General features: G+C 73.4%; 23 protein-coding genes. 9 read left to right on the forward strand and 14 right to left on the reverse strand.

The window, feature by feature from the left end; all coding sequences use genetic code 11:
- Positions 1-3: 3 nt before the first annotated feature.
- Together BOQ63_RS09045 and BOQ63_RS09050 are read left to right on the forward strand one after the other, a co-directional pair.
- Positions 4-297 carry a hypothetical protein gene (locus BOQ63_RS09045; RefSeq protein WP_072654017.1) on the forward strand — a complete coding sequence of 98 codons (294 nt, stop codon included), beginning with the start codon at positions 4-6 and terminating at the stop codon, positions 295-297.
- Complete coding sequence (locus BOQ63_RS09050) at positions 278-1,243, forward strand: phosphatidylinositol-specific phospholipase C (protein WP_030280596.1); 966 nt, start codon at positions 278-280, stop codon at positions 1,241-1,243. The genes BOQ63_RS09045 and BOQ63_RS09050 overlap by 20 nt, the downstream gene beginning before the upstream one ends.
- Positions 1,244-1,282: 39 nt before the next feature.
- On the opposite strand, the gene BOQ63_RS09055 is transcribed toward BOQ63_RS09050, so the two are convergent.
- Positions 1,283-2,302: a DUF2690 domain-containing protein gene (locus BOQ63_RS09055; RefSeq protein ID WP_030554824.1), complete on the reverse strand. Its 1,020-nt coding sequence runs from the start codon at positions 2,300-2,302 to the stop codon at positions 1,283-1,285.
- Positions 2,303-2,670: 368 nt separating this feature from the next.
- Here BOQ63_RS09055 and BOQ63_RS09060 point away from each other — a divergent pair, with 368 nt between their 5' ends.
- The gene (locus BOQ63_RS09060; RefSeq protein ID WP_051746684.1) at positions 2,671-3,144 is read left to right on the forward strand and encodes a helix-turn-helix domain-containing protein; all 474 of its coding nucleotides are present in this window, start codon (positions 2,671-2,673) and stop codon (positions 3,142-3,144) included.
- Between the two features lie 101 nt (positions 3,145-3,245).
- Here BOQ63_RS09060 and BOQ63_RS09065 read toward each other — a convergent pair whose 3' ends face one another.
- From BOQ63_RS09065 to BOQ63_RS09085, 5 genes are all read right to left on the reverse strand, one after another.
- Positions 3,246-4,010 carry a D-Ala-D-Ala carboxypeptidase family metallohydrolase gene (locus BOQ63_RS09065; protein ID WP_223885881.1) on the reverse strand — a complete coding sequence of 255 codons (765 nt, stop codon included), beginning with the start codon at positions 4,008-4,010 and terminating at the stop codon, positions 3,246-3,248.
- Positions 4,011-4,101: 91 nt separating this feature from the next.
- Entirely contained in the window at positions 4,102-4,827 is a 726-nt protein-coding gene (locus tag BOQ63_RS09070) for an aggregation-promoting factor C-terminal-like domain-containing protein (protein WP_078867144.1), read from the reverse strand.
- A 260-nt stretch (positions 4,828-5,087) separates the two neighbouring features.
- Positions 5,088-6,173 carry a peptidoglycan recognition protein family protein gene (locus tag BOQ63_RS09075; protein WP_030554829.1) on the reverse strand — a complete coding sequence of 362 codons (1,086 nt, stop codon included), beginning with the start codon at positions 6,171-6,173 and terminating at the stop codon, positions 5,088-5,090.
- A 188-nt stretch (positions 6,174-6,361) separates the two neighbouring features.
- Positions 6,362-7,120 (reverse strand): DeoR/GlpR family DNA-binding transcription regulator, encoded by a 759-nt coding sequence (locus tag BOQ63_RS09080; protein WP_072654019.1) that lies wholly within the window; start codon positions 7,118-7,120, stop codon positions 6,362-6,364.
- Positions 7,107-8,132: an SIS domain-containing protein gene (locus BOQ63_RS09085; protein ID WP_072654020.1), complete on the reverse strand. Its 1,026-nt coding sequence runs from the start codon at positions 8,130-8,132 to the stop codon at positions 7,107-7,109. The genes BOQ63_RS09080 and BOQ63_RS09085 overlap by 14 nt, the downstream gene beginning before the upstream one ends.
- Before the next feature lie 154 nt (positions 8,133-8,286).
- Between BOQ63_RS09085 and BOQ63_RS09090 the strand changes: the two genes are divergently transcribed.
- A complete protein-coding gene (locus BOQ63_RS09090) occupies positions 8,287-9,495 on the forward strand; it encodes a 4-hydroxybenzoate 3-monooxygenase (protein WP_051746686.1) in 1,209 nt (402 codons plus the stop codon).
- Positions 9,496-9,759: 264 nt separating this feature from the next.
- Here BOQ63_RS09090 and BOQ63_RS09095 read toward each other — a convergent pair whose 3' ends face one another.
- The 5 genes from BOQ63_RS09095 to BOQ63_RS09115 all read right to left on the reverse strand — a co-directional run bounded on the left by BOQ63_RS09095 (position 9,760) and on the right by BOQ63_RS09115 (position 14,799).
- Positions 9,760-11,400 (reverse strand): multicopper oxidase family protein, encoded by a 1,641-nt coding sequence (locus BOQ63_RS09095; protein ID WP_150475771.1) that lies wholly within the window; start codon positions 11,398-11,400, stop codon positions 9,760-9,762.
- Between the two features lie 128 nt (positions 11,401-11,528).
- A complete protein-coding gene (locus tag BOQ63_RS09100) occupies positions 11,529-12,230 on the reverse strand; it encodes a hypothetical protein (protein WP_150475772.1) in 702 nt (233 codons plus the stop codon).
- A gap of 358 nt (positions 12,231-12,588) precedes the next feature.
- Complete coding sequence (locus BOQ63_RS09105; RefSeq protein WP_030598248.1) at positions 12,589-13,059, reverse strand: ATP-binding protein; 471 nt, start codon at positions 13,057-13,059, stop codon at positions 12,589-12,591.
- A gap of 149 nt (positions 13,060-13,208) precedes the next feature.
- Positions 13,209-13,673, reverse strand: a complete 465-nt coding sequence (locus BOQ63_RS09110; protein WP_050366363.1) for an STAS domain-containing protein — start codon at positions 13,671-13,673, stop codon at positions 13,209-13,211.
- 172 nt (positions 13,674-13,845) lie between these two features.
- Positions 13,846-14,799, reverse strand: a complete 954-nt coding sequence (locus tag BOQ63_RS09115; protein WP_072654025.1) for an RNA polymerase sigma factor SigF — start codon at positions 14,797-14,799, stop codon at positions 13,846-13,848.
- Between the two features lie 225 nt (positions 14,800-15,024).
- Here BOQ63_RS09115 and BOQ63_RS09120 point away from each other — a divergent pair, with 225 nt between their 5' ends.
- The 5 genes from BOQ63_RS09120 to BOQ63_RS09140 all read left to right on the forward strand — a co-directional run bounded on the left by BOQ63_RS09120 (position 15,025) and on the right by BOQ63_RS09140 (position 19,036).
- Complete coding sequence (locus BOQ63_RS09120) at positions 15,025-15,459, forward strand: SRPBCC family protein (protein WP_030280614.1); 435 nt, start codon at positions 15,025-15,027, stop codon at positions 15,457-15,459.
- 90 nt (positions 15,460-15,549) lie between these two features.
- Positions 15,550-15,918, forward strand: a complete 369-nt coding sequence (locus tag BOQ63_RS09125; protein WP_030280616.1) for a PRC-barrel domain-containing protein — start codon at positions 15,550-15,552, stop codon at positions 15,916-15,918.
- Between the two features lie 209 nt (positions 15,919-16,127).
- Entirely contained in the window at positions 16,128-16,523 is a 396-nt protein-coding gene (locus tag BOQ63_RS09130; RefSeq protein WP_030280618.1) for an SsgA family sporulation/cell division regulator, read from the forward strand.
- A gap of 477 nt (positions 16,524-17,000) precedes the next feature.
- Complete coding sequence (locus tag BOQ63_RS09135) at positions 17,001-18,125, forward strand: mechanosensitive ion channel family protein (protein ID WP_078867149.1); 1,125 nt, start codon at positions 17,001-17,003, stop codon at positions 18,123-18,125.
- Between the two features lie 74 nt (positions 18,126-18,199).
- The gene (locus tag BOQ63_RS09140) at positions 18,200-19,036 is read left to right on the forward strand and encodes an ATP-grasp domain-containing protein (RefSeq protein WP_072654026.1); all 837 of its coding nucleotides are present in this window, start codon (positions 18,200-18,202) and stop codon (positions 19,034-19,036) included.
- Here the strand turns inward: BOQ63_RS09140 and BOQ63_RS09145 are convergent.
- From BOQ63_RS09145 to BOQ63_RS09155, 3 genes are all read right to left on the reverse strand, one after another.
- Positions 19,023-19,889, reverse strand: coding sequence for an NAD-dependent protein deacetylase (locus BOQ63_RS09145; RefSeq protein ID WP_030280624.1), 867 nt, complete (start codon positions 19,887-19,889; stop codon positions 19,023-19,025). The genes BOQ63_RS09140 and BOQ63_RS09145 overlap by 14 nt on opposite strands.
- 264 nt (positions 19,890-20,153) lie before the next feature.
- Entirely contained in the window at positions 20,154-21,002 is an 849-nt protein-coding gene (locus BOQ63_RS09150) for a serine hydrolase (protein WP_223886217.1), read from the reverse strand.
- 101 nt (positions 21,003-21,103) lie between these two features.
- A complete protein-coding gene (locus BOQ63_RS09155) occupies positions 21,104-22,051 on the reverse strand; it encodes a LysR family transcriptional regulator (RefSeq protein WP_150475774.1) in 948 nt (315 codons plus the stop codon).
- Between the last annotated feature and the right edge of the window lie 23 nt (positions 22,052-22,074).

Below are 22,074 nucleotides of genomic sequence, written 5' to 3' on the forward strand. Positions count from 1 at the left end.
GCCGTGCTCGCCGTCCTCGCCGTCCTCGCCGTCCTCGCCGTTCTCGCCACCGGCGAGATGCCGCTGTCCCTCACCGAGTTCACCGCCGAGGGCGCTCGGACAGAGCTGTCCGCCCGGTGGCTGGTGGTCGGCCCGGACAGCCCGGACAGCCCGGACAGCCCGGACGGCTGGACGGTCAGGGCACGGGCCCGCACTGAACCCGTTGACGCGGCGGCCCCGTTGGACCAGTGTCAGGGCGAGTCACCGCAGCCGCGCACGGGTTGGAGGGAGCCGGACCATGGGCATCGCACGTCGTGACCTTCTCAGGTGGGGAGCCGGAGCGGGCGGTGCGGCCGCCGTCGGAAGCCTGTTCGAACCGGTCTCCTCCGCCACCGCCCGGACCGCGGCCTCCTCGGCCACTCCGGGCGGGCTGCCGACGGACAGCTGGATGAGCCGGCTGGACGGGAGCCTGTCGCTGCTCGACCTCACCGTCCCAGGCACCCACGACTCCTGCTGCCAGAACCCGTGGTACGGCACCGAGTGGTCGCACACCCAGAACTGGGGCATCCCGCAGCAGTTGCAGGAGGGCGTCCGCTTCCTCGACATCCGCTGCAACGGCCTGGAGGGTGCGCCCGACGAACTCGGGATCTACCACGCCGACAACTACCAGCACATCCGGCTCCAGGACGTGCTGGACCAGTGCCGGTCCTTCCTGGCGGCGCACCCGGGCGAGACCGTCCTGATGCGCCTCCGGAACGAGCGCGCCGGCGGCCAGTCCCTCGACGACCCGGAGTTCCAGCGGCGGGTCAACCACTACCTGGACGGCCTGGGCTACCGCGGCATGTTCCACTTCTACGGCTGGCCGACCCTCGGCACGGCCCGCGGAAAGGTGGTCCTGCTCGCGGACTTCGCCAACCCGTGGGGCCTGATCGACTGGTCCAGCGGCCAGAACGACTGGTTCGACACCCAGGACGTCTGGCAGATCGGCGGCACCGACGCGCTGGGCGACAAGGGCCGGTACATCACCGCCCAATTCGACAAGGCATTCCTCAACCCGGCCTACCCGCGAATGTTCGTGAACTTCCTCAGCTATGCGGGTGGCTACTGGCCCAAGAGCAGCTCGCAGACCCTGATGGACCGGACGGTCTACCCGTACCTGGTCGCCCGCACCCGGCAGCGGGCCCGGTTCGGCATTGTGCCGATGGACTTCCCGGACTTCCACGTGAACGTGCTGCAGATGCTCATCGACAAGAACTTCGTCTGAGCCCGGTGACCGGCCGGCGGCACGGCCACCGGGCCGGTCTCACGAGGTCGCGCTCGGCGTCGGGGACTCCGTTACCGGGACGGAGGCCACCGGGCTCGGGGCCTTCGGGGAGGGGGCGGCCATGGTGGCGGCCCGGGCGGCGGGGTCGGTGACGAGCGGGAGGCACCCGTCCCCGCCCGGCTGGTGGCCGCACACCCGCAGGGTGGTGTCGGCCGGTCCGGCGTCGACCATGGCCGAGTAGTTGTCGTAGCCCCAGTGGATCAGGGCGGTCTCCTGCCAGCCGGTCCTGTTGGTGATGGTGACGGTGTCCCCGGGGGCGCCTTCGGTGATCCCCGCCCAGGCGGCTCGGCAGCGCGGGCTGTAGTGGAGGTACAGGACCACCTGGCCGACGTTGCCGGTCAGCAGGGTGTGGTCGTCGTTCTCGCACCCCATGAGCTGGGGGTCCTTGCCCGCGCAGCCGATGCCCTGGCAGAGCGGGGCGGCCCCGGCCTCCGCACTCGTCGCGGGGAGTCCGGCCGCGGCGGCGTCGGTGCCGCCGTTCAGACCGTGCAGGTAGAGGCTCACGGCCAGGACGAGCGCGACGGCGACGGCGGCCGCGAGCAGGGCCGACGGGCGGCGCCACCCGGCGGCGCGGCCGAGGACGGCGGACCGGACCGGCGCTTCGGTCGGCCACGCTTGAACGGCGACCGGCACGGGCGCGGGCACGAGCACGGGTTCCGACACGGGCGCGAGCACGGGTTCTGACACCGGCGCTGGCACGGGTTCCGACACCGGCGCGGCCCCTTCGGCCGCGTCCCGCGCCGCCTCGGCCTGCCTCAGCAGGGAGGTCAGCAGCTCGCCGTCGCAGTCCAGGGCGGCGATCATCCCGGCAAGCGCCTGAGGGGTGATCAGGCGCTTGCCGTTCAGCCAGCGTTCCCAGGAGGCCTTGCTGAGGTAGGTCCGCTTCCCGAGTTCGGCGAGCGAGATCCGGTGCGCGTCCTTGACCGCACGCAGTTCCTCGGCCAGGCGCCTGGCAGGCTCCGAAAGACCGTCAGGAAGCGGTTTCCAGGACTGGCTCATCGTGGGGGTGCACCTCTGGCGGGTCGACGGCAGACATGAACTGGTCATCGTTGGGATGATCAGCTTAGTCGCGCTCCGCCCTCAGCCCCTGCGGAATCCGTCCCTCCGTCTCAACCGTCTCCACCCGGGCGTCCCAAGCCCCAGCTCAGGGGCCCTGGAACGGGGCCCATCGTCTCAGAAAGTTCGGAGACGGTCGAAGATCGGCCCGCGATCGCGCAGAGTTGGCCTCGCCGGGTAGCCCCGAGGTCAGCACCGGTTCTGGTCCGGGTAAAGACCTCGGCGAGTCGGAGCAGACGAGGGCGCCCGGGTGCACACCCAGTACTCCGCACCACAACGGTCATCTCAGAGGAAGTTCGGGGAGATACCTCATGGGCCGCCATCACACGTCCGAGACCACATCACCGTCGCCCGCCGACCAGCTCGCCAGCGAGCTGCAGTCGCTGAAGTCCGGGTCGGGCCTCACCTACGCCCGGCTCAGCGAACGCACCCACTACGCGAAGTCCTCGTGGGAGCGCTGGGTCAACGGGAAGCAGTTCCCCCCGCGGGACGCGGTGCAGAGCATCGCGTCCGTCTGCGGAGGCGACGCCGAGCGCCTGCTGGAACTGTGGCGCCTCGCGGACAGCCGCCGCATCACGTTCGTCCCGCTGGGCGCCCCGGCGCCCGCCACGACGGCCCCCGTGGCCGGCCCGGCCGACGGGGGCCCGCTCGGGGAAGCGGACTCCGCGTGCCGCCACCGCCGGGAGGCCGCCCTGCTGCGGCGGGTGGCCCTGGTCTCGCTGGCGCTCGGGGCGGGCGGGGTGCTGGCCGCCGCCGGCCGCCGTCCGTTCCGTCGCGAGGCCTGACCGGCCGCACTGCGAGAAGGGGGGACAGGACACGAGCGACACGGCACCGCGCCCGGTGGGGAGGGCGCGGTGCCGCGGCACGTGGGGAGGGGGCCCCGCCGCTACGCCACGCCGTCCTGCCACCACCAGGAGCCCGAGCCGTAGTTGGAGTGCTCGATCCGGCTGTCCACGTGCTGCCAGGAGACCGTGTAGGTCTCCAGGCCGGAGAAGCCGCAGGTCTCGGCGATCCGGTAGACGGAGAGCGTCGACAGGCCCGAGACGGCGATGTCGGCGGCGACCCCGTAGGTGTGCATGGAGTTCGACGCCCCGCCGACCTGGGCGTTGTACGAGGTGCTGCGGAAGCCGGAGTTGACGGTGATCGCGCGGTCACCCGCCTTCTTCCGCAGCGCCTCCAGCTTGTACATGGTGCGCCGGACGTTCTCCTGCACCTCGCCGGAGCCGACGTTGCCGCCCCCGAAGCCCGAGCCGTCGTGGCTGGTGAACTCCGACCAGTTGAAGTGGGCCGTGGAACCGTCCGACTTCTCCAGCGAGTTGAGTACCCCGAAGGTCTGCGGACCGGCCACGCCGTCCGCGCTCAGCCCGTACGCGGCCTGGAACCGGCGCACCGCGGCCGCGGTGCCCGGCCCGAAGGAGCCGTCCACGGCCACGTAGGTCTGCGAGGCCGAGTCCGCCGCCCAGCCCGCGACGCGGATCTGGAGCTCGGCCACGGCCGAACCGGAGGAGCCCTGGCCGAGGTTGCCGGACCAGCCGTACGCGGCCGCGGGGCGGGCGAACCCGATGTCGGCGACCGCGGCGAGCCCGGCCGCGGCCACGGCGCCGGTGCCCAAGCGCAGGAGCGATCGGCGGTCGAGGGAAGAGCTGTTCACTATGTGCTCCTTCGAGGAGTCGGCACGGGGAAGACGTCGATCGGTGACGAACAGGGTGAACAGAACGGGGTCGGAGGAGTCAGGGGGCCCGTCAGTACCAGTTGTGGGCCTGCCAGAAGCTCCAGGCCGAGCACGGGTCGCCGTAGCGGCCCTTGATGTAGTCCAGGCCCCACTGGATCTGGGTGGCCGGGTTGGTCTGCCAGTCGGAACCGGCGCCGGCCATCTTGTCACCCGGCAGCGACTGCGGGATGCCGTAGGCGCCGGAGGACGGGTTGGTGGCGTAGACCTTCCAGCCGCTCTCGTGGATGTAGATCTGGTCCAGGCAGCCGAACTGGCCGCTCACGCTCCAGCCGTGGCTGGGGAACTTCCACTGGGCGGTGATCTGCACGGTGCGGGCGACGCCCATCGCGTTCATCGTGGCCGGGCCGGCGATGCCGTCGGCGCTCAGGTTGTGCGCCCGCTGCCAGTCCGTGACCGAGCCGGTCGTGCCGGAGCCGTAGGCGCCGTCCGCGCCCGCGCCGGCGGCGCGCTGGACCTCGGCGACCTTGTTGTGCAGGGCCAGCTCGGTGCGCGCGCCGTACGCGCCGTCCTCGTCGAGGCCGTTGTCGTGCTGGAAGCTGCGGACGGCCGCGGTGGTCTGCGGGCCGTAGTTGCCGTCGACGCCACTGCTCGCCAGGTAACCGATGCCCACCAGGTTGCGCTGGACCCAGGTGGTGCTGTCCAGTGCCTGGGCCTGCGCCGGCAGCAGCGCCAGCGCGACGAAGGCGAGCACGGCCACGGCCAGCCCGCGCAGGGCCGGGGTTGTCTTCACGGTCATCCCATTCCTCCGGTGCCTGTCGGGTGATCAGGCGGTGCCGCCCACTCTCGGGGGCCGCGCGGCCGTCCCGCCACGGATCGGCGGCACCGGGGACGTCCCGGTGCACACCAGGGACACCGTGGGACGGTGTTGGGACGGCTGTGGGACAGCCGTGGGACGGCGTACGAGACACCGGTGACACCTGCTGACGCCGACGGGAACGGCCGGTCACCGGCCCGTTCGTGGTGAACGGGCCAGCCGCCGGTGCACGGTCCGGGAGATCAGGCGAGCAGCCTGCTCCAGGTGCGGGCGTCCACCACGCCGTCGGCCGGCAGCCCCGCCGAGGACTGGAAGGACGTCACCCCGGCCTGCGTCCCGGGACCGAACGCGCCGTCCACGCTCACCTGGATGCCGTGCGCGACCAGCTGGCTCTGCACGCCCTGCACCGCGCTGCCCGTGGCGCCGCGCGCCAGCGGCGCCACGGCCTGGGACCACGTCTGGTTGCCCGCGACGCCGTCGGCCGAGGCGTGGTTGGTGTTCTGGAAGGCCGTCACGGCGGCCTGGGTGGCGGGGCCGTACGCCCCGTCCACGGTCAGCGACTGGCCGCGCTGCACCAACAGGTACTGCAGGGTCTTCACGTTCTCGCCCGAGGCGCCGCTGCTGAGCACCGGCCAGACCGGGCCGGTCGGGTCCCCGCCGATCCGCGCCGCGACGTCGCGGCGGATCTGCGGGATCAGCGCGTAGAGGCGGTCGCCGGGGCACTCGGTGTTGTTGAAGTCCCGGTGCCCGTAGACCTGGTAGGCGCGCAGCCCGTACCGCTGACAGATGTAGGTGATCAGGTCGATCAGCGCCGCGTACTGCTGGCTGCGCGGGTCGACGGTGCTGTACGTGCCCTCGTTCTCGATGCCGATCGCCACCGTGTTCTGCCCGGTGCAGTGGGCGGACTCGACGTGCTGGGTGCCGCTGCGGAGGGTGGCCAGGCTGCTGTGCCGGCCCTCCATGATGTACGCGCCGCGGCTGACGGTGAAGTGCTGGCCGGTGTCGATCCAGTGCTCGGAGTCCATCTGGTAGCTCTGCATCGAGCGGGCCAGCGAGAACGCGGCGGCCTGCGAGTAGTCCGTCACGTTGGGCGTCGCGGTGTGGTGCACGATCACCTTGTCCGGCGCGCCCGCCACGAAGTTGAGCGGGCTGCTCGCGGGCCGGGCACCCCAGGCGCCGGTGTCGGCGATCACCGGTCCGGCGGCGGCCCGGGCCACCCCGGCGGTCAGGGCGGAGCCGAGCAGGGCGCCGGTGCCGACGGCGAAGGCGCCGGCCAGGAAGGAGCGTCGGCCGGGGCCGGCGGAGTTGGCGGGGTCGACGTGGTTCATGCGGGACTACCTGGCCCTTCACGGGTGGTGGGCGAACGACTGCCACGCTAGGAGCGCGGTGGTCCCATCCACCACGCTTCGTCGTCCCTCCTGTGTCCCCTCCTGTGTCCCGCCTGCGTCCCTTCCGGTGTCGCTCCGCCGTCCCGGCCCGTCCCGGGACGGGCCGTCCGCGGCTCTCCCCCGGAGGTTCAGGCCCGCCGCACCCGGACCCCGCACTCCGCGATCGCGTGCTCCTGGGCGTCCGGCAGCCCGGAGTCCGTCACCAGGTCGTGGACGTCCGCGAGCGGGCAGATGGTGGCGAAGGTGACCCGGCCGACCTTCGTCCGGTCGGCGAGCACCACCGCGTGGGCGCTGCTGCGCAGGAAGGCCCGGTCGGTCTGCGCCTCCATCTCGTCGTGGGTGGTGCAGCCCTGCTGAACGGTCAGGCCGTCCACGCCGATGAACGCGAGGTCGAGGTGGTACTGGTCGAGCATCCGCTCGGCGACCGGGCCGACCAGTTCGTAGCTGGCCGAGCGGGCGAGTCCGCCGACCACCACCAGCCGGACCTCGGGCCGCACGATCAGCTCGGCGGCGATGTTGACCGCGTTGGTCACCACGGTGACCTTGCCGCGCTCGCCCAGCACCCTGGCCAGCTCGGTGGTGGTGGTGCCGCCGGTCAGGCCCACCACGGCGCCGTCCGGCACCAGTTCGGCGGCGGCCCGGGCGATCCGGCGCTTCTCCTCCTGCTGCTGGTCGCCCCGGTGCCGCAGCGGGATCTCCAGGTTGACCGCGCCCGTCACGGCTCCGCCGCGGGTGCGCTGGAGCAGCCCCTGGTCCTGCAGTTCCTGCAGGTCCCGGCGCACGGTCGCGTCCGACACCCCGAGCAGTTCGGAGAGCGTGCGCACGTCCGCGCTCCCCGCCTCGGCGATGTGCGACACGATCCTGGCGGCGCGATCAGCTTTGAGCATGGACGGAGTGTAGTTCAGCCCGCGCCGACGATCGGCGACTGTGCGCCCTTCCTCGGCCGTTGCCGGGCCGCTCCGGCCGGCGGCCCGATATACCTGCGTACAGCTGCTTGGACTCGTGTCGCTTGGAACAGGCACAAGCACGACTGCGCATCACACTGCTCATCGCCGAGACGGAGGAGGCCCTGACCGTGACCGACCGCATCACCCTGTCCGGCGCCTCACCGACCTCGTCGTGGTCGACTCCTCGAGGTACGACCCGGTCGCCGTCATGCGCCGGGGCCGCTGGGTCATCGGCGGCGACAGGTTCCCCACCGTCAAGTCCGCCTGACCACCCCTGGGCACCCCGACGTCGCCCACCGGCCGGGCCGCCACGTCCCTTCCAACCCGCCCCGCCACCGCGCCACCGCCGCCGCCTCAGGGGGCGGCGGCGGGATGCGGGGCGGCCAGGCGCCACTCCGCAGCTCCAGCCCGCCCCGAGAAAGGTGAACTGCCGTGCCTCCAGGGCGCCTCGGGGCAGCGGTGCGTCGAGCGCGGCGCGGGCCTGGGCGGGCAGGTCCGCCGGTGCGGCACCCAGGTGGGCGCGCAGCACGGCGAGGGCGGTGGTGGCGAACCTGGTCTGGACGACGGACTTCTCGTCGGCGAACTCCAGTGCCACCAGGTGGCGCGCGGCGGCGCCGACCGGGGTGCGCGGGTCGGCGGTGACGGCCACCGTCTCGGTCGTGCCGACCCGCGCGAGGGCGTCGAGCACCTCGGTGGTGGTGCCGGAGCGGGTGAGGGCGACCACCCGGTCGTACCGGCGGTCGGCCGGGAACTCGGAAGCCGCGAAGGCGTCGGTCTCGCCCAGTCCGAGCGACTCACGCAGCGCCGCGTAGGCCTGGGCGATGTAGAGCGAAGTGCCGCAGCCGATGACGGCGGCCCGCTCGCCGGGTTCGGGCAGGTGTCGCGGGGTCAGTTCCAGGGCGCGCTGCCAGCATTCGGGCTGGCTGGCGATCTCTTCGTCGACGTGAGCCATGAAGTCCTCCTGCGCGAGACTGCACCAACATGCGTGAAGATGATCGCTTTGTAGTCCAGATCGAACGTATCGCGCAATAGTGCGCATCCCCGATCAGCTTCGAGCAGCCCGTCCAGTGGTCGGCGCATCCAGCGGTGGCTAAGCTCCCCGTACTGTGACCGAACGTCAGACGAACCGAACAGCAGAGACATCCGCCGACGTCGTCATCCTCGGCGCCGGACCGGCCGGACTCACCCTCGGGAACCTCCTCCACGCCGCCGGGATCGACTGCGTCGTCCTCGAACGCGCCGACCGCGCCCACGTCCGGACCAGGGCCAGGGCCGGCTTCCTCGCCGCCAACACCGTCCGAATACTGGAGCGCCACGGCCTGGCCGACGGCCTGCACCGGCGCGGCCACCCGCACGGCACCTGCGAGTTCCGTACCGGGAACGGCAGCTTCCGACTCGACTACGGCACCCTCGGCCGCGGCGAGCGGCACACCGTCTACCCCCAGCAGGACCTGGTCACCGACCTGTTGACCCACTACCTGGACGCGGGCGGCCGGATCCGCTTCGAGACCGAGGCCCGGTCCGTGCGGGAGGTCACCGGCCCCCGCCCCACCGTCGACGTCCGCGAGGCGGACGGCCGCCCCGGCCGGTGGCGGGCCCGCTACGTGGCCGGCTGCGACGGCCGCCACGGCGCCGCCCGGCGCTCCCTGCCCGCCGGCGCCCTCCGCCACCACCGCGACCACGGCGTCACCTGGCTCGGACTGCTCGCCGAGGCACCCCCGAGCCTGGACGCCGTTGGCTACGCGATGCACCCGGACGGCTTCGCCGGCCACATGGCCCGCACCGCCGACATCACCCGCTACTACCTGCAGTACGAGCCCGGCGTCCCGGGCGACGCCTGGTCCGAGGAGCGGATCTGGGCGGCGCTCGACCGCCGGATGTACACCGCGGAGCACGGGCCGTTGCACCACGGCCGGATCGTCCAACGCTCCGTCATCAACCTGGAGTCCGACGTGGTCGAACCACTGCGGCACGGCTCGCTGCTGCTCGCCGGGGACGCCGCCAGTCTGCCCGCCCCCGCCGCCGCGAAGGGGGCCAACCTCGCCGTGCTGGAGGCAGAGTTGCTCGCCGAAGCGCTGATCGACGAGTTCTCCCGCAGCGACTCCCGGGCGCTCGACCGGTACTCGCGGCGCTGCCTCGACCACATATGGCGGGCGCAGGAGTTCGCCCACTGGATGATCCAGCTCCTGCACGCCCCGGCCGGAGCGGACGCGGAATCGTTCTTCCATGAGGCCATGCGGCGCTCCCGCGTCGAATCCCTGCGCACCTCACGCACCCACCAGGACTGGTTCGCCGAGAACTACGTCGGCATCTGACCGTCCTCCCACCGGATCGACCCAGCGTGGTGGTCCGCGGCCGACCGGCCCGCCGGCAGGGGCTCACCGGCCACCGCCCGGGACCTCCACCCCGGGCAGCACCGGCGGCCGCGAGCGCTGCGCCGACCACTACGCGCGGCTGGTCACCGAGGCCGGGCCGCGGCTGCTGGGCCACTCCCCGCTCCCCCTGGACGCCGCCGTACTGCACGCCCGCAGGGCCACCGCCCCGGCTCCGGCGGGCCCGGCGGCCGCCCCGGGCCCGGTTCAGGACCGGCGCGGGGTACGCCGGCCCGGCCGCCTCGTTTCGACGTAGTCGACAATCTGCATCATCCCGAGGTCCTCGTGCTGGAGCTGGTGGCAGTGGGCGACGGTGCTGCCGGTGAAGTCCTCGTACCGGACCAGGAAGGTGACGGTGTCGCCGGGCCTGCCGCCGGCCAGGTCGACGGTGTCCTGCCAGACCGGCGGGTCGAGCCGCTTGCCGTTGCGGTGGGTGACCAGGACGTGGTTGGTGTGCAGGTGGAAGGGGTGGCTGAAGGCCGGGCGGGTCTCGTCGGTGCGCACGGTCCACCGCTCGACGGTGTCCAGTTCCAGGGTGTGGTTGACGTAGCCGGGGTCGAACAGTCCGTACGCCGGGTCCCGGGTGAGGTCGCCGTCGGGGTCGGCCGCGGGGCTCGGGTTGCTCCCCAGGACGCGGAAGGCGTTGGGGAACGACCCGCCGAAGACGCCGGGGTCGACGTGGAAGACCACCTCCCGGTCGGCGTCCGGGTTGGCGATGTCGTCCTCGTCGAGGAAGGGCTTGCCGGCCGGCAGGATGGTCGGCAGGTCCATCGGCGGTTCGACGGCCGGGCCGGTCACCTCGACCGTCATCAGCGGCTCGGACACCCCGTCGGCCCGCAGTGCGTAACTGCCGGGATCGCCGCCGCGGACCAGCACGTCGGCCCGGTTGCCCATGGCCAGGCGCAGACTGTCGGTGGCGACCGTGGCCGGGAAGGTCACGCCGTCCTGGGCGATCTGGTGGAAGGTGAGGTTCCGCTCGCCGTCGGTGAGCCTTAGCGGCAGCGCGGTGAACGCCGTCGCGCAGACCAGCCGCCAGCGCTGCACCTCGCCCGGGCGCAGCGTCAGGGTGGGGTTGACGTGGCCGTTGACGGTCAGGGTGGCCGGGACGGCCGCCAGCGCGTTCGCGGAGGTGAACTCGGGGACCTTGCCGTCCTTGAGTCTGAGCTCGTTGACGCAGACGACGACGTCGGCGGCCGCCGCGATCTCGGGCACCTCGTCGACGTCGCCCTCGACGATGAGGACCCCGGCCATCCCGCCGACGATCTGTACGGACGTGGCCCCGTGCAGGTGCGGGTGGTACCAGTGGGTGCCGGCCGGGTGGTCGGCCGGGATGTCGACGGTCGTGACGTACCGCGGCTCCGGGTCGCCAGCCTCGACCTCCTCGGCGGTGCGCGGCGCGAACTCGCGGTGGACGTTGTCGGCGTCCCCGGACGGGGAGACGTGCAGGCCGTGGGTGTGCAGGTTGAAGCTGTTGAGGTTGTGCGGCAGGTTGTGGCCGCCGCTGTGGGGCTCGTTCGGCGGCAGGCCGTTGACCTGGGTGAGCCGCAGGGTGTCCCCGCCGCGCACCCGCAGGGTCGGTCCGGGGATCGTCCCGTTGTAGGTGCGGGTGGTGGCCGTGCCGTAGCCGGGGACGACGGTGTCCGTGAACCGCACGTCGAGCGTCTGCTCCAGCACCGCCCGCGGTGTGCCGGGCACCCGCCGCCTGGCCCGGACAGCCGGCTGCGGGAAGGGTGCGGGCGCCGCGGCGGCGTACTGCCGGGAGAGGATCCCGTCGGACGCCGCCGCGAGGACAGCGGTGGGGATCGCCCTGAGCATCGACCGACGACTGATTCCGACATTTTCGCTCATGGTCGGGCAATCTAGGTCAACTCACCGGCGCCGCTCGGAAAGCACACCGCACGTCCGCCGGACATTGGGCCTTCCGCACCACCCCTGGCGCCGGCGCCACTCCTGACGCCGCGCCGCCTCGCTGCGGCTCAGCCCGCCCAGAGCGTCACCGTGGCCTCCACCTGGTAGTCCGCCGGGGCGATGGAGTCCACCTTGATCAGCGCGGTACGGCCGCCCGGGGTCCTCAGGCAGACCAGCGACCCGGCCTTCACGTGCACCGAGTCGCCCGCATGGCTGGCAGCCCAGTCCGCGCAGGCGGGGCCGGAGGGCGGCGCCTGGCCCGTCCAGAGGCCGAAGGTGTCGTGGTCCATCTGGATCTCGTCCCGCAGGACGGCCTCGGTGCTGCTGAACCCGGTCGCGTAGATGCCCTGCGGGAACCCGGGGTGGCGCCCCGGCGGGGTCAGGTCCAAGTCGATGCCGCCCTCGAACGGGATCCCGACCTGGCCGGTCCACACCGCGGCGAGCCCGGTCGGCGACGGCGCGGGCGGGGCCGGCGCAGCGGTGGCGGTGGTTCCCGCGCCGGCGGCGGCAGTGGCCGCCCCTGGTGCGGCCGCGCCCTGCGGGGACACCGCGGCGCCCGCCGCCGGGGCCGGTTCGGCGGGCGTGCCGCCCTGCGGCCGGATCGCCGTCCCCAGGATGAGCGCCAGGATCCCGACCGCGACCACCCCGACCCGGGCGCCCCCGCTCTTGGGGCCGGGCAGGCTGATCCCCGCCCCGCTCGCGGCCTCCTTCGCGAAGGCCACCACGAAGCAGAGCAGCCCGAACACCCATAACGTGATGGTTCCTGCCACGGCTCCGTCCCCCTGTCACACCCGTTCCGCTGAGATGGAACTCGCAGATGGTACCGGTTGCCTGACGTGACAGCAGGCCAATTCACCACAGCCCGGAAGCGGCCCCGGAGGCGGCCCCGAACCGGTGCACCGCCGACGGCCGCGACCGCGGGCCGGCCCTGCGCCCGACAGCTCCAGCGCCCCGGCCCGGGCACGGCAGCTGACCGTGAACCGTCGAGGGGCTCCCGCACCGGGCGCGGGAGCCCCTCCGAGTTCCCCCCACGCCGCCCGACGGACTCGGGGGCTGGACGCCCGGCAGAGTTGGGGCCCACCGCCCGACGGGGTCGGGAGTTCGGCGGCCGGTCGAGTCGGGCCCCGGTCAGCGGTCGGGGTGCGGGGGCCGGGGGTCGATCTCGGCCCAGACCGTCTTGCCGTCGGCGTGCGGCAGCGCCCCCCAGCGGTCGGCGGCCTTCTGCACGATGAAGAGCCCGTGTCCGCCGGGCAGGCCCGGGCGGTGGGGGCGGCGCGGCTCGGGCAGGACGGTGGAGCGGTCGCTGACCTCGATCCGCAGGCGCGTCTCGGAGGCGTCGAGCACGAGGTCGACGGGGCCTCCGGCGTGCAGCATCGCGTTGGCGACCAGTTCGGCGACCAGGAGCACGATGTCGTCCTCCCCGCCGGAGTCGCCGGTCGGCCACGACCAGTCGGCGACCGCCTGCGCGGTGTACGCGCGGGCGCGGGCAACGGGTTTCGGCAGGCCGGCCAGGTGCAGGCGGCGGCGCTGGCCGCCGGGCGGCAGTGTGGGGCCGATGCCCGGCCGGTCGCCGTCGAGGGTTGCCCGGCTGGTCGTCATGTGCGGGTTCCCCTTCGGTTCCGGCGCTGTGTTCCGCTGCGTCGTCTCGCTTCGACGTTCCGCTTCGACGTTCCGCTTTGTCGTTCCGCTTCGTCTGCTCGGTTTCCCGACCACTGCCGAATTATGCGTGCCCCGCGGGGTGGCGGCACTCACCGGGGCACGGCGAGCGCGGCGCCCACGGTCGGGTGGAGCGAGAACACGGTGTCGGCGCAGGTCAGTTCCAGCAGCCGTTGGACGGTGACGGAGGGCGCCGCGAGCCGGAACTCCACGTCCGCCGAGACGGCCGCCATCCTGGTCTGCAGCAGCAGGTTCAGGCCGGAGGAGTCGCAGAAGTCGACGCCCGCGAGGTCGACGACGAGCAGTGGCGGATGCTGCTCCACCAGGCCGTCGAGGGCACTGCGGGCCGGTTCCAGGGTCTCGATGTCGAGATCGCCCGCCAGCGTGCAGACGGCGGCCCGGGTGTCGGTGTACCAGGTGCGCACGGCCAGGTCGAGCTCGGCCGCGTCGAGCCTGGCCGCATCGAGCCCCGTCGGTTCGGATCCGGCCGGGGCGGGTCCGGGCGGGGCTTCCGTCCGGGAGGGGTCGGAGGGTGCGGTGGTCGACGGCACGGTCATTGACTCGTTCTCTGCGGGCATCGTCTTCTCGGCTGGCATCATCTTCGTGTTCCCCTTCCGCGGGGTGTGCCCCACGAGCCTACGCACGCTACCCGGCGAAGGGCCAGGCCGTGACCGGGCCGCGGGTGGCGTGTGTGGCGTCGTGGCTGCCCCTGGTGACCGTGGGGTCGTCTCAGGGGGCGGTGAGGTCCGCCCGCAGCCTGGTCAGCGTGCGGTTGAGGAGCCGGGAGACGTGCATCTGGGACAGCCCGAGACGGGCGCCGATCTGGGACTGGGTGAGTTCCTCGCCGAAGCGCATGGACAGGATCTGCCGGTCGCGCTCCGGCAGGGCGGCGACGAGCGGCTTGAGGACGATCAGGTTCTCGATCGTGTCGAACCTCCGGTCCTCCTCGCCGAGGCGCTGGGCGAGCGGGCCGAGGTCCTCCTCGCCCTCGGTTCCGGGGGCGTCCAGGGAGCCGGCGGTGTGGCCGTTGGCCGCGGCCAGGCCCTCGATCACCTCTTCCTCCGGCAGGTCGAGGTGGTCGGCGAGCTCGGCGGCCGTCGGCGAGCGGCCGAGCCGCTGGAACAGCACGTCGCGGGCCTTGGCCAGGGTGATCCGCAGTTCCTGCAGGCGGCGCGGCACGTGCACGGCCCAGGTGGCGTCGCGGAAGTGGCGGCGGATCTCGCCCAGGATGGTCGGCAGCGCGAAGGTCACGAACTCCGCGCCGTGGCCGGGGTCGAAACGGTCGATCGCCTTGATCAGGCCCAGCGAGCCGACCTGTATCAGGTCCTCCTCGGGTTCCTGGCGGTTGCCGACCCGGCGGATCGCGTACCGCACCAGGGACAGGTTGAGCTCGATGAGCGTGGCGCGCACGTACGAGTACTCGGCGGTGCCCTCCTCCAGCGTGGACAGCCTGGCCAGCAGCACCCTGGTCAGCTCGCGGGCGTCGGCGGGCGCGACCTGCCGCGGATCCTCGATGTCGGCGAGCTCCGGGAGGTCCGGGTGTCCTGACGGTCCCGAGAACCCGCTGGGCCCCGGGAGGCCCGGGGCGGCAGCCCGGTCGGCACCGGGCGCGTCGACCGTCGGGGCCTCGTCCGGGGCCGGGGCTGTCACGCGGTGGAGGAGTTCGTCACTGGTCGTGGCCATGTCGGTCCTTTCCCCTCGGCGTACGGTCCGTCCCCGGATACCCGCCCAGTCCGATGGCATGCCTGCTCGGACTGTGAGGGTTGCGTGAACGAACGGCTGGGCCGGGGAAACAGTGGGCGCATTCCGTACGGTACCCGTCGCGGATCGTGCATGCCCGGCGGGGATCGGGGCACCCGGACCCCGTGCAGTAGCGGAGACCGAGGAGGAGAAGGAGAGGACGGGACGATGGGACGGATCGAGGAATCGGTCGAGGTGGCCGCGCCGCTCGGCGAGGTCTACCGGCACTGGGTGCACTGCGAGGACTTCCCACAGTTCATGCGCGGCGTGGTCAGCGTCGACGTGTCCGGCCGCGGCAGCAGCAGCTGGGTGGTCGAAACCGCGGGCGGCCGAAGGGAGTTCGAGGCCGTGACCACCGAGGTCGTGGAGGGCGAGCGGGTGGCCTGGGACGGCGGCAGCGGCCCGGTGCGGCACAGCGGCGTGGTGACCTTCCACCACGTCGACGACCGTACGACCCGGGTGATGCTCCAGCTGGAGGTCGAGCCGCCCGGGCTCTGGGCGCACCTCGCCGAGGCGCTCGGCTTCGTCGACCGCCGGGTCATCGACGACCTGAACGACTTCAAGCACCACGTCGAGCGGAGCAGCGGGCTGCCCGCGGGCTGAACTGCCGCCGGATCGCGAATCCGTGGGCATGGACCGCGACATCGGGGGCAGCCGAGCCCGTACGACCCACCCGGACGAACGGAGGCAGACATGAACGAGCGCCACAACATCTGGGAGTTCCGCACCGCCGCCGGGCACACCGCCGGCACCGACCTCGTCGGCTTCCACGTCGAGGCCACCGACGGCGCGATCGGCAAGGTCGACAAGCTGTCGGAGGAGGTCGGCGAGCAGTACCTGGTCGTCGACACCGGGCCGTGGATCTTCGGCCGACGGGTCCTGCTCCCGGCAGGCACCGTGACGCGCATCGAGCTCGGCGAGCGGAAGGTCTACGTCGACCGCTCCAAGGACGAGATCAAGCACAGCCCCGAGCTCGACGACGCCGAGCCCCACCAGGAGAACGACACCCGCGAACGCTTCGGGCCCTACTACGACCGCCTCTACGGCGGCCGGATCCTCTGACCGGGCAGCCGGAGGAGCCGCCGGGAGGACCGGACCCGAGAACGGGACGGCGGGACAGCACGGCAGGCACCACAGCACGACGGACGAGACACCACAGCACAGCAGGCACCACAGCACAACGGACCGAACAGGCACCACAGAAGAACGGGCGGGGACAGCCCGTGGCCGTCCCCGCCCGACGAATCCCGGGAAAAAGGGGAACCCCTGCCATGGAACGTGTCACCACCCGGATCACCATGCGACTGATGACCGGCGACGAACGCAGCCGGGACCTGGACGTCGACTGGTCCTACCGGGCCACCGAACCCCACGCGGTGGAGCTGGACTTCACGTCCTACCAGGCCGGGGCGGTCTGGGCGCTCTCGCGCGACCTGCTCCTGTCCGGCCTGCACGAGCCCTCCGGCGAGGGGGACGTCCACATCACGCCGTACGAGGACACCCGCCTGCTGATCGCGCTGGCCGGGCAGGAGGGCGTCGCCCTGCTCGCCGTCCCCGCCGGGGCGGTCGCGCGGTTCCTGGCCGCCACCGTCAGGCTCGTCCCGCCGGGGCAGGAACACGCCCGGATCGACTGGGACCGCGGCCTGGAGGACCTGCTGGCCGCCTGATCCGCACGCCGCGCCGAAGCTCGCCCCACCAGGAGCGTGCCCGACCGGAACGCGCCCCACCGGAACGCGTCCGCCGAAACACGCTCCACCGCAACACCTCCACCGCACCAAGAGGAGTTCTCGCCATGACGACCGCCCCCGCCCAGCCCGGCCTTCCGTCGCCCGCGCCGGAGCCCGAGGCGCCGCCGAGGCCGACGCCCTCGCCCGCCCCGCCCCTGGTGCCCGATCCCCCGCCGCCGCCCGGCTCGCCCGTCCCTCCGCCGGAGCCGCGGCCCGCGCCCGGCCCCCCGGTCCCCGAACCGGCCACCCCGCAGCCGGGCCGTCCGCATCCGGTGGAGCCGCCCGACTGAACGGCCCGTCGCCGACCACCCCGCGCCGTCGCCCGCCTCCCGACGCCCGCCTCCCGTCGGTGTCGCCGGGGTCCGGGCCCGCGTCGGCCCCCGGCACCCGTCACCGAACCCGAAAGGAGCGCAGCACATGTGGTGGAGCCTGCTCCGCCTCGCCGTCGCCGGCGTCGCCACTGCCCTGTTCACCTACGGCCTGGACCGGGCCGTCCAGGTGCTGGCGCGGCGCCTGACGGCCCCCCGGGGCACGGACGGCGTCCCGGAAGTGCTACGCAAGTGCCGTCGCCCGGTCCTGGCGCTGACCGGGTGCCTCCTGCTCTCCGCCGCCCAGCCGTGGATCAACGCCCCGTCCGAGGCCCGCGAGGGGCTGCGGCACCTGGCAGTGATCCTCGCGATCTCCTCGGGCGGGTGGCTCTGCGGCCGCCTGGTGGCGATCCTGGTGGACGGTGCCACCCGGCTCGCCGTGTACCGGCGCGAGCCCGCCTGGGCGGGCCGTGCCCGGACCCAGGCCAGTCTGCTCGGCCGGATCTGCCAGGCGGTCGTCGCGGTCGTCACCCTGGGTGCCGTCCTGATGACCTTCCCGGCGGTGCGCGGCATCGGTACCAGCCTGCTGGCCTCCGCCGGGCTGGTCGGCGTGGTGGCGGGCGTGGCGGCGCAGAGCACGCTCGCCAACGTGTTCGCCGGGGTGCAGATGGCCTTCGGCGACCTCGCCCGGATCGGCGACGTCGTGGTGGTGGCCGGTGAGTGGGGGACGGTGGAGGAGATCACCCTGACCGCCGTGGTGATAGCGACCTGGGACCAGCGCCGACTGATCATGCCGATGTCGTACTTCGTCGGCCGCCCGTTCGAGAACTGGTCCCGCCGCTCCAGCCGGATCACGGGTACCGCTCTGCTCCACCTCGACCACCACGCCCCGGTCGGGCTGCTGCGGCAGGAGTTCGACGACTACCTGGCGAAGAGCGAGCTGTGGGACGGCCAGGGCAGCGCCCTCCAGGTGGTCGACACCACCCCGACCACCATCGTGGTCCGGGTGCTGGCCACGGCGGCGAACGGCAGCGACGCCTTCGAGCTGCGCTGCAGGCTGCGCGAGCACCTCATCGACTACCTGCGCGAGGAGCACCCGTACGCGCTGCCGCGCATCCCGGTGGCGGAGGCGCCGGTGCGCCGCCCGGACTGCCCGGAGGCCCCGCGCGCCTCCCACGCCCCGCACAGCCCCCGCCCGCCGTCCCAGGGCCGCAGGGGGCAGGACGCGAGGTAGGGGCACCGCGGGGCAGGACGCGAGGCAGGGGCCACCAGGTAGGCTGATCCGATCAGATGATCTTCAGGAGAACCATGCCTGCCGGTGCCCAGCCCCGCGTCCTGCTCGTCACCGACCTGGCCTACCAGGCCCGGGGCCGCCGGTACTGCGACGAGGACATCCAGCTCGCCGCCCGGCTGCGCGAGGACTTCGACGTCGCCCTGTGCCACCCGCTGGACGCCGCCGCGCTGCTGGACTCCTTCGACGTGGTCCTCGTCCGCAACAGCGGCCCGGTGCTCAACTACCGCGCCGAGTACGAGGACTTCCGCGCCCGGGCACTGGAACGCGGTGCCCGGGTGTACACCCAGCTGACCGGGCGCGCCGACATGGCCGGCAAGCAGTACCTGCTCGACCTCACCGCCGCCGGGTACCCCGTCATCCCCACCGTCGACCGGGCCGAGGACCTCCCCCGGCTGCCCGTCGTCCCCGAGTACGTCGTCAAGCCGAAGCTCGGCGCCGACTCGATCGGCCTGCGGATCGTCCCCCTCGAGCAGCTCGGCACCGTCCGCTACGACGAGGACCTCCTGGTCCAGCCGCTGATCCGGTTCGCCTACGAGGTCTCGTTCTACTTCGTCGACGACGCCTTCCAGTACGCCCTGCACGCCCCCGACCCGGAGCAGCGCTGGCGCCTCGAACCCTACGAACCCACCGCCGCCGACCTGGAGTTCGCCCGGCGCTTCATCGCCTGGAACACCGTCGAGCACGGCATCCAGCGGGTCGACGCCTGCCGCACCCCCGAGGGCGGACTCCTCCTCGTCGAGCTGGAGGACCTCAACCCCTACCTGTCCCTCGACCTGGTCGACGAGGCCACCCGGGACCGCTTCGTCGCCGCCCTCAAGGCCTCGCTGCACACCCTCGTTACCCGGCCCTGACCCTCCGGGCCGCCTCGGTCAGCACCGTGCCCAGCGGCAGGGCGACCCGGGCCTCGGCCAGCTCGTCCCCGCGGGTCGCGCCCTGGTTGACGATCACCACGGGCGTGCCCGCCCGGGCCGCGTGACGCACGAAACGCAGCCCCGACATGACCGTGAGCGAGGAACCGAGCACCACCAACGCCTGTGCCGCGTCCACCAGTTCGTAGCAGCGCTGGATCCTCGGCCGGGGAACGCTCTCACCGAAGAAGACCACGTCCGGCTTGAGCACTCCCCCGCACACCGCACACGGGGCGACCCGGAACCCGTCCACCAGCTCCTGCGACAGCTCCGCGTCACCGTCCGGATTGACCCGCGCGGGGCCGTCCCGGAAGCCGCCGTTCAACTCCTCCAGCCGCCGGTCCAACTCCTCCCGCGAACCGGTCCGCCGACACCCCAGGCACACCACCCGGTGCAACCCGCCGTGCAGCTCCACCGCCCCGCGCGTCCCGGCCGCCCGGTGCAGGCCGTCCACGTTCTGGGTGATCACCGCCGCCACGTGCCCCGACCGCCGCAGCTGCTCCACCGCCCGGTGCCCGGCGTTCGGCTCGGCCCCCGCGATCGCCCGCCACCCCACATGGCTGCGCGCCCAGTACCGCCGCCGGGCCTCCTCGCTGCCGGTGAACTCCTGGTACGTCATCGGCACCCCGCGCCGCCGACTGCCCGTCTCCCCCCGGTAGTCCGGGATCCCCGACTCCGTCGACAACCCCGCCCCGCTGAGCACCACCACCCCCCGCCCGGCCAGCAGCCGCACCAGCACCTCCAGCCCGACCGCATCCGCCGCCGTACCGCCGAGACCCACCACCGGCACACCCATGCCGCCCAGCTTAGGACGTGTCCTGCGGATCCCTGCCGGGTCCGCGACGCTCTCCCGGCCTCCGGCCGGGAGGCACCCCGCCGAAGTCGGTGGCGGAGGGGCTTCAGTGCAGTCGGCGCGGACGGTGCGCGCCGAATGACCAGGGTTCCGGCCGTGGTCGGGGCTGCCGCTGCGGCTGGGCCGTGCGGGCTCGCCTCTCTCGGATCGGCGGCGTTCGGATCGTGCCGGCCGGAGAGCAGTCCGGGCGGCCGGGTGTTCCCTCCTTCAGCGCGACGTGAGGCGCAGGGCGTCGACGGCGAGGCGGGCGGCGGTGCCGATGGCGGCGTCGGCGGTGGGAAGGGTGATGCTGGTGGCGGCGGCTCGGGTGAAGACCGCCAGGGCGTAGCGGCCGCCGTCGGGGTACTCGACGACGCCGACCTCGTGGCGCAGGGTGGGCAGGGTGCCGGTCTTGCCGTGGACGCGCACGTCGTCGAACGGGAAGCCGGAGGCCAGCCGGTGCGGCCAGACCTGGAGGCCGAGCAGGCGGCGCAGCGCGGCGCCGGGTTCGCCGGGGCAGGCGTCGCCGTGCCAGAGGGCGGCGAGCAGGGCGGTCATCTCGCGGGCGGTGCTGCGGTTGGTGAAGGCCGGGTCGAGGACCCTGAGCCGGGCGACGACGGGGGGGTCGACCGGGGAGTCCTGGCCGGTGTCCTCGGCGAGGGCGGCGAACAGCTCGCGGACGGTGTGGACGGCGATGGTGCGGGTCAGGCCCAGCTCGGCCATGGTCCGGTTGACGGTGTCCAGGCCGATCTCGTCCCAGAGCACGTCGGCGGCCGCGTTGTCGCTGACCGCGAGGGCCAGGTAGGCGAGGTCGCGCAGCGAGAGCCGGGCGGCGTCGAGCATGGCCGACAGGCCGGTGCGCCCCGGGGTGCGGCCGGTGGCGGGGAGGTCCACCGGCCGGGTCAGGTCGATCCGTCCGGCGGCGGCCTCGCGGTACAGCGTGACCAGGAGGCAGAGCTTGTGGACGCTGGCGGTGCTGACCGGGGTGTCGGCGCCGAGGGCGAGTTCGGCGCCGGTGTCGAGGTCGCGGGCGTGCAGCAGGCCGGTGACTCCGGCCTCGGCGAAGGCGGCGGCGATGCGGGCGCGCGCGGCGCGGGTGCCGGCGGGTTCGCGAGGGGCGGGGGCGTCCTCTCCCGGATGGTCCCTGCGGGCTCGGTCACCCTTCGTACGTTCGCTGGTCACAGCGGGAACTCCATTGCGGGCCGGGGGAAGAGCGGGCGGTTGGGCAGCTGGGGCACCAGCCCGCCGGGTTCGGTCAGCGCCCGGTGGGCGGCCTCGGCGAACAGGCGGACGGCGGGCCCGTCCCGCCCGGCCGGCCAGGCGGTGGAGGTGCGCCAGGTCAGCGGGATGCCGGTGAGCGGACGCCAGACTGTACCCGGCGGCGCCACGGTGCGCGGCACCAGGGCGACGGCGCTGCCGGTGAGCACCAGCGCGCCCGCGACGTCCGGGCCGGGCGGGTCGACGACCGCCTCCGGGGTGCAGCCGTGCCGGGCCAGGGTGTTCAGCATCTCGTCGTACAGCGCCGGGGCGGTGGCGCGGGGGAAGAGCACCAGGCGCCGCCCGGTCAGCTCCGCCACGGCCAGCTCCGGTCGGTCGGCCTGCGGGCCGTCGGCGGCGAGCAGGACGCCCAGCGGCTGGTGCAGGACCGGCCCGAAGGCCAGGCCCGCGGCCGGGCAGGGGTGGCGGACGACGGCGACGTCCACCGTGTGCTGGGCGAGTTCGCGCACCGCGGCCGCGACCGGCACTTCCCGCAGGTCGAGCCGGGTGCCCGGGGAGGAGCTCTCGAAGCCGGTGAGCAGCGCGGCCAGGGCCGCCGGTCCGAGGTCGGGCGGTACGGCCGCGCGCAGGGTGCCCGCCCGGCCGGTGCGCAGGTCGGCCGCGACGGCCAGCAGGCGGGCGGAGCTCTCCAGCACCTCCTCCGCCTCGTCGAGCAGCAGCCGGCCCGCCGGGGTGAGCGCGACCCCGCGCGGACCGCGGTCGAACAGGGTGACGCCGAGTTCGCGCTCCAGCCGCTGGATCCGTTGGGAGAGCGAGGGCTGGGCGATCCGCAGCCGCTCGGCGGCGCGCCCGAAGTGCCGTTCCTCGGCGACGGCACGGAAGTGGCGGAGGTACCCCAGCAGGTCCATGAACAGGAATCATAGGCAATCCG

The sequence above is a fragment of the Streptomyces viridifaciens genome (genome assembly GCF_001888885.2).
Classification (GTDB): domain Bacteria; phylum Actinomycetota; class Actinomycetes; order Streptomycetales; family Streptomycetaceae; genus Kitasatospora; species Kitasatospora aureofaciens.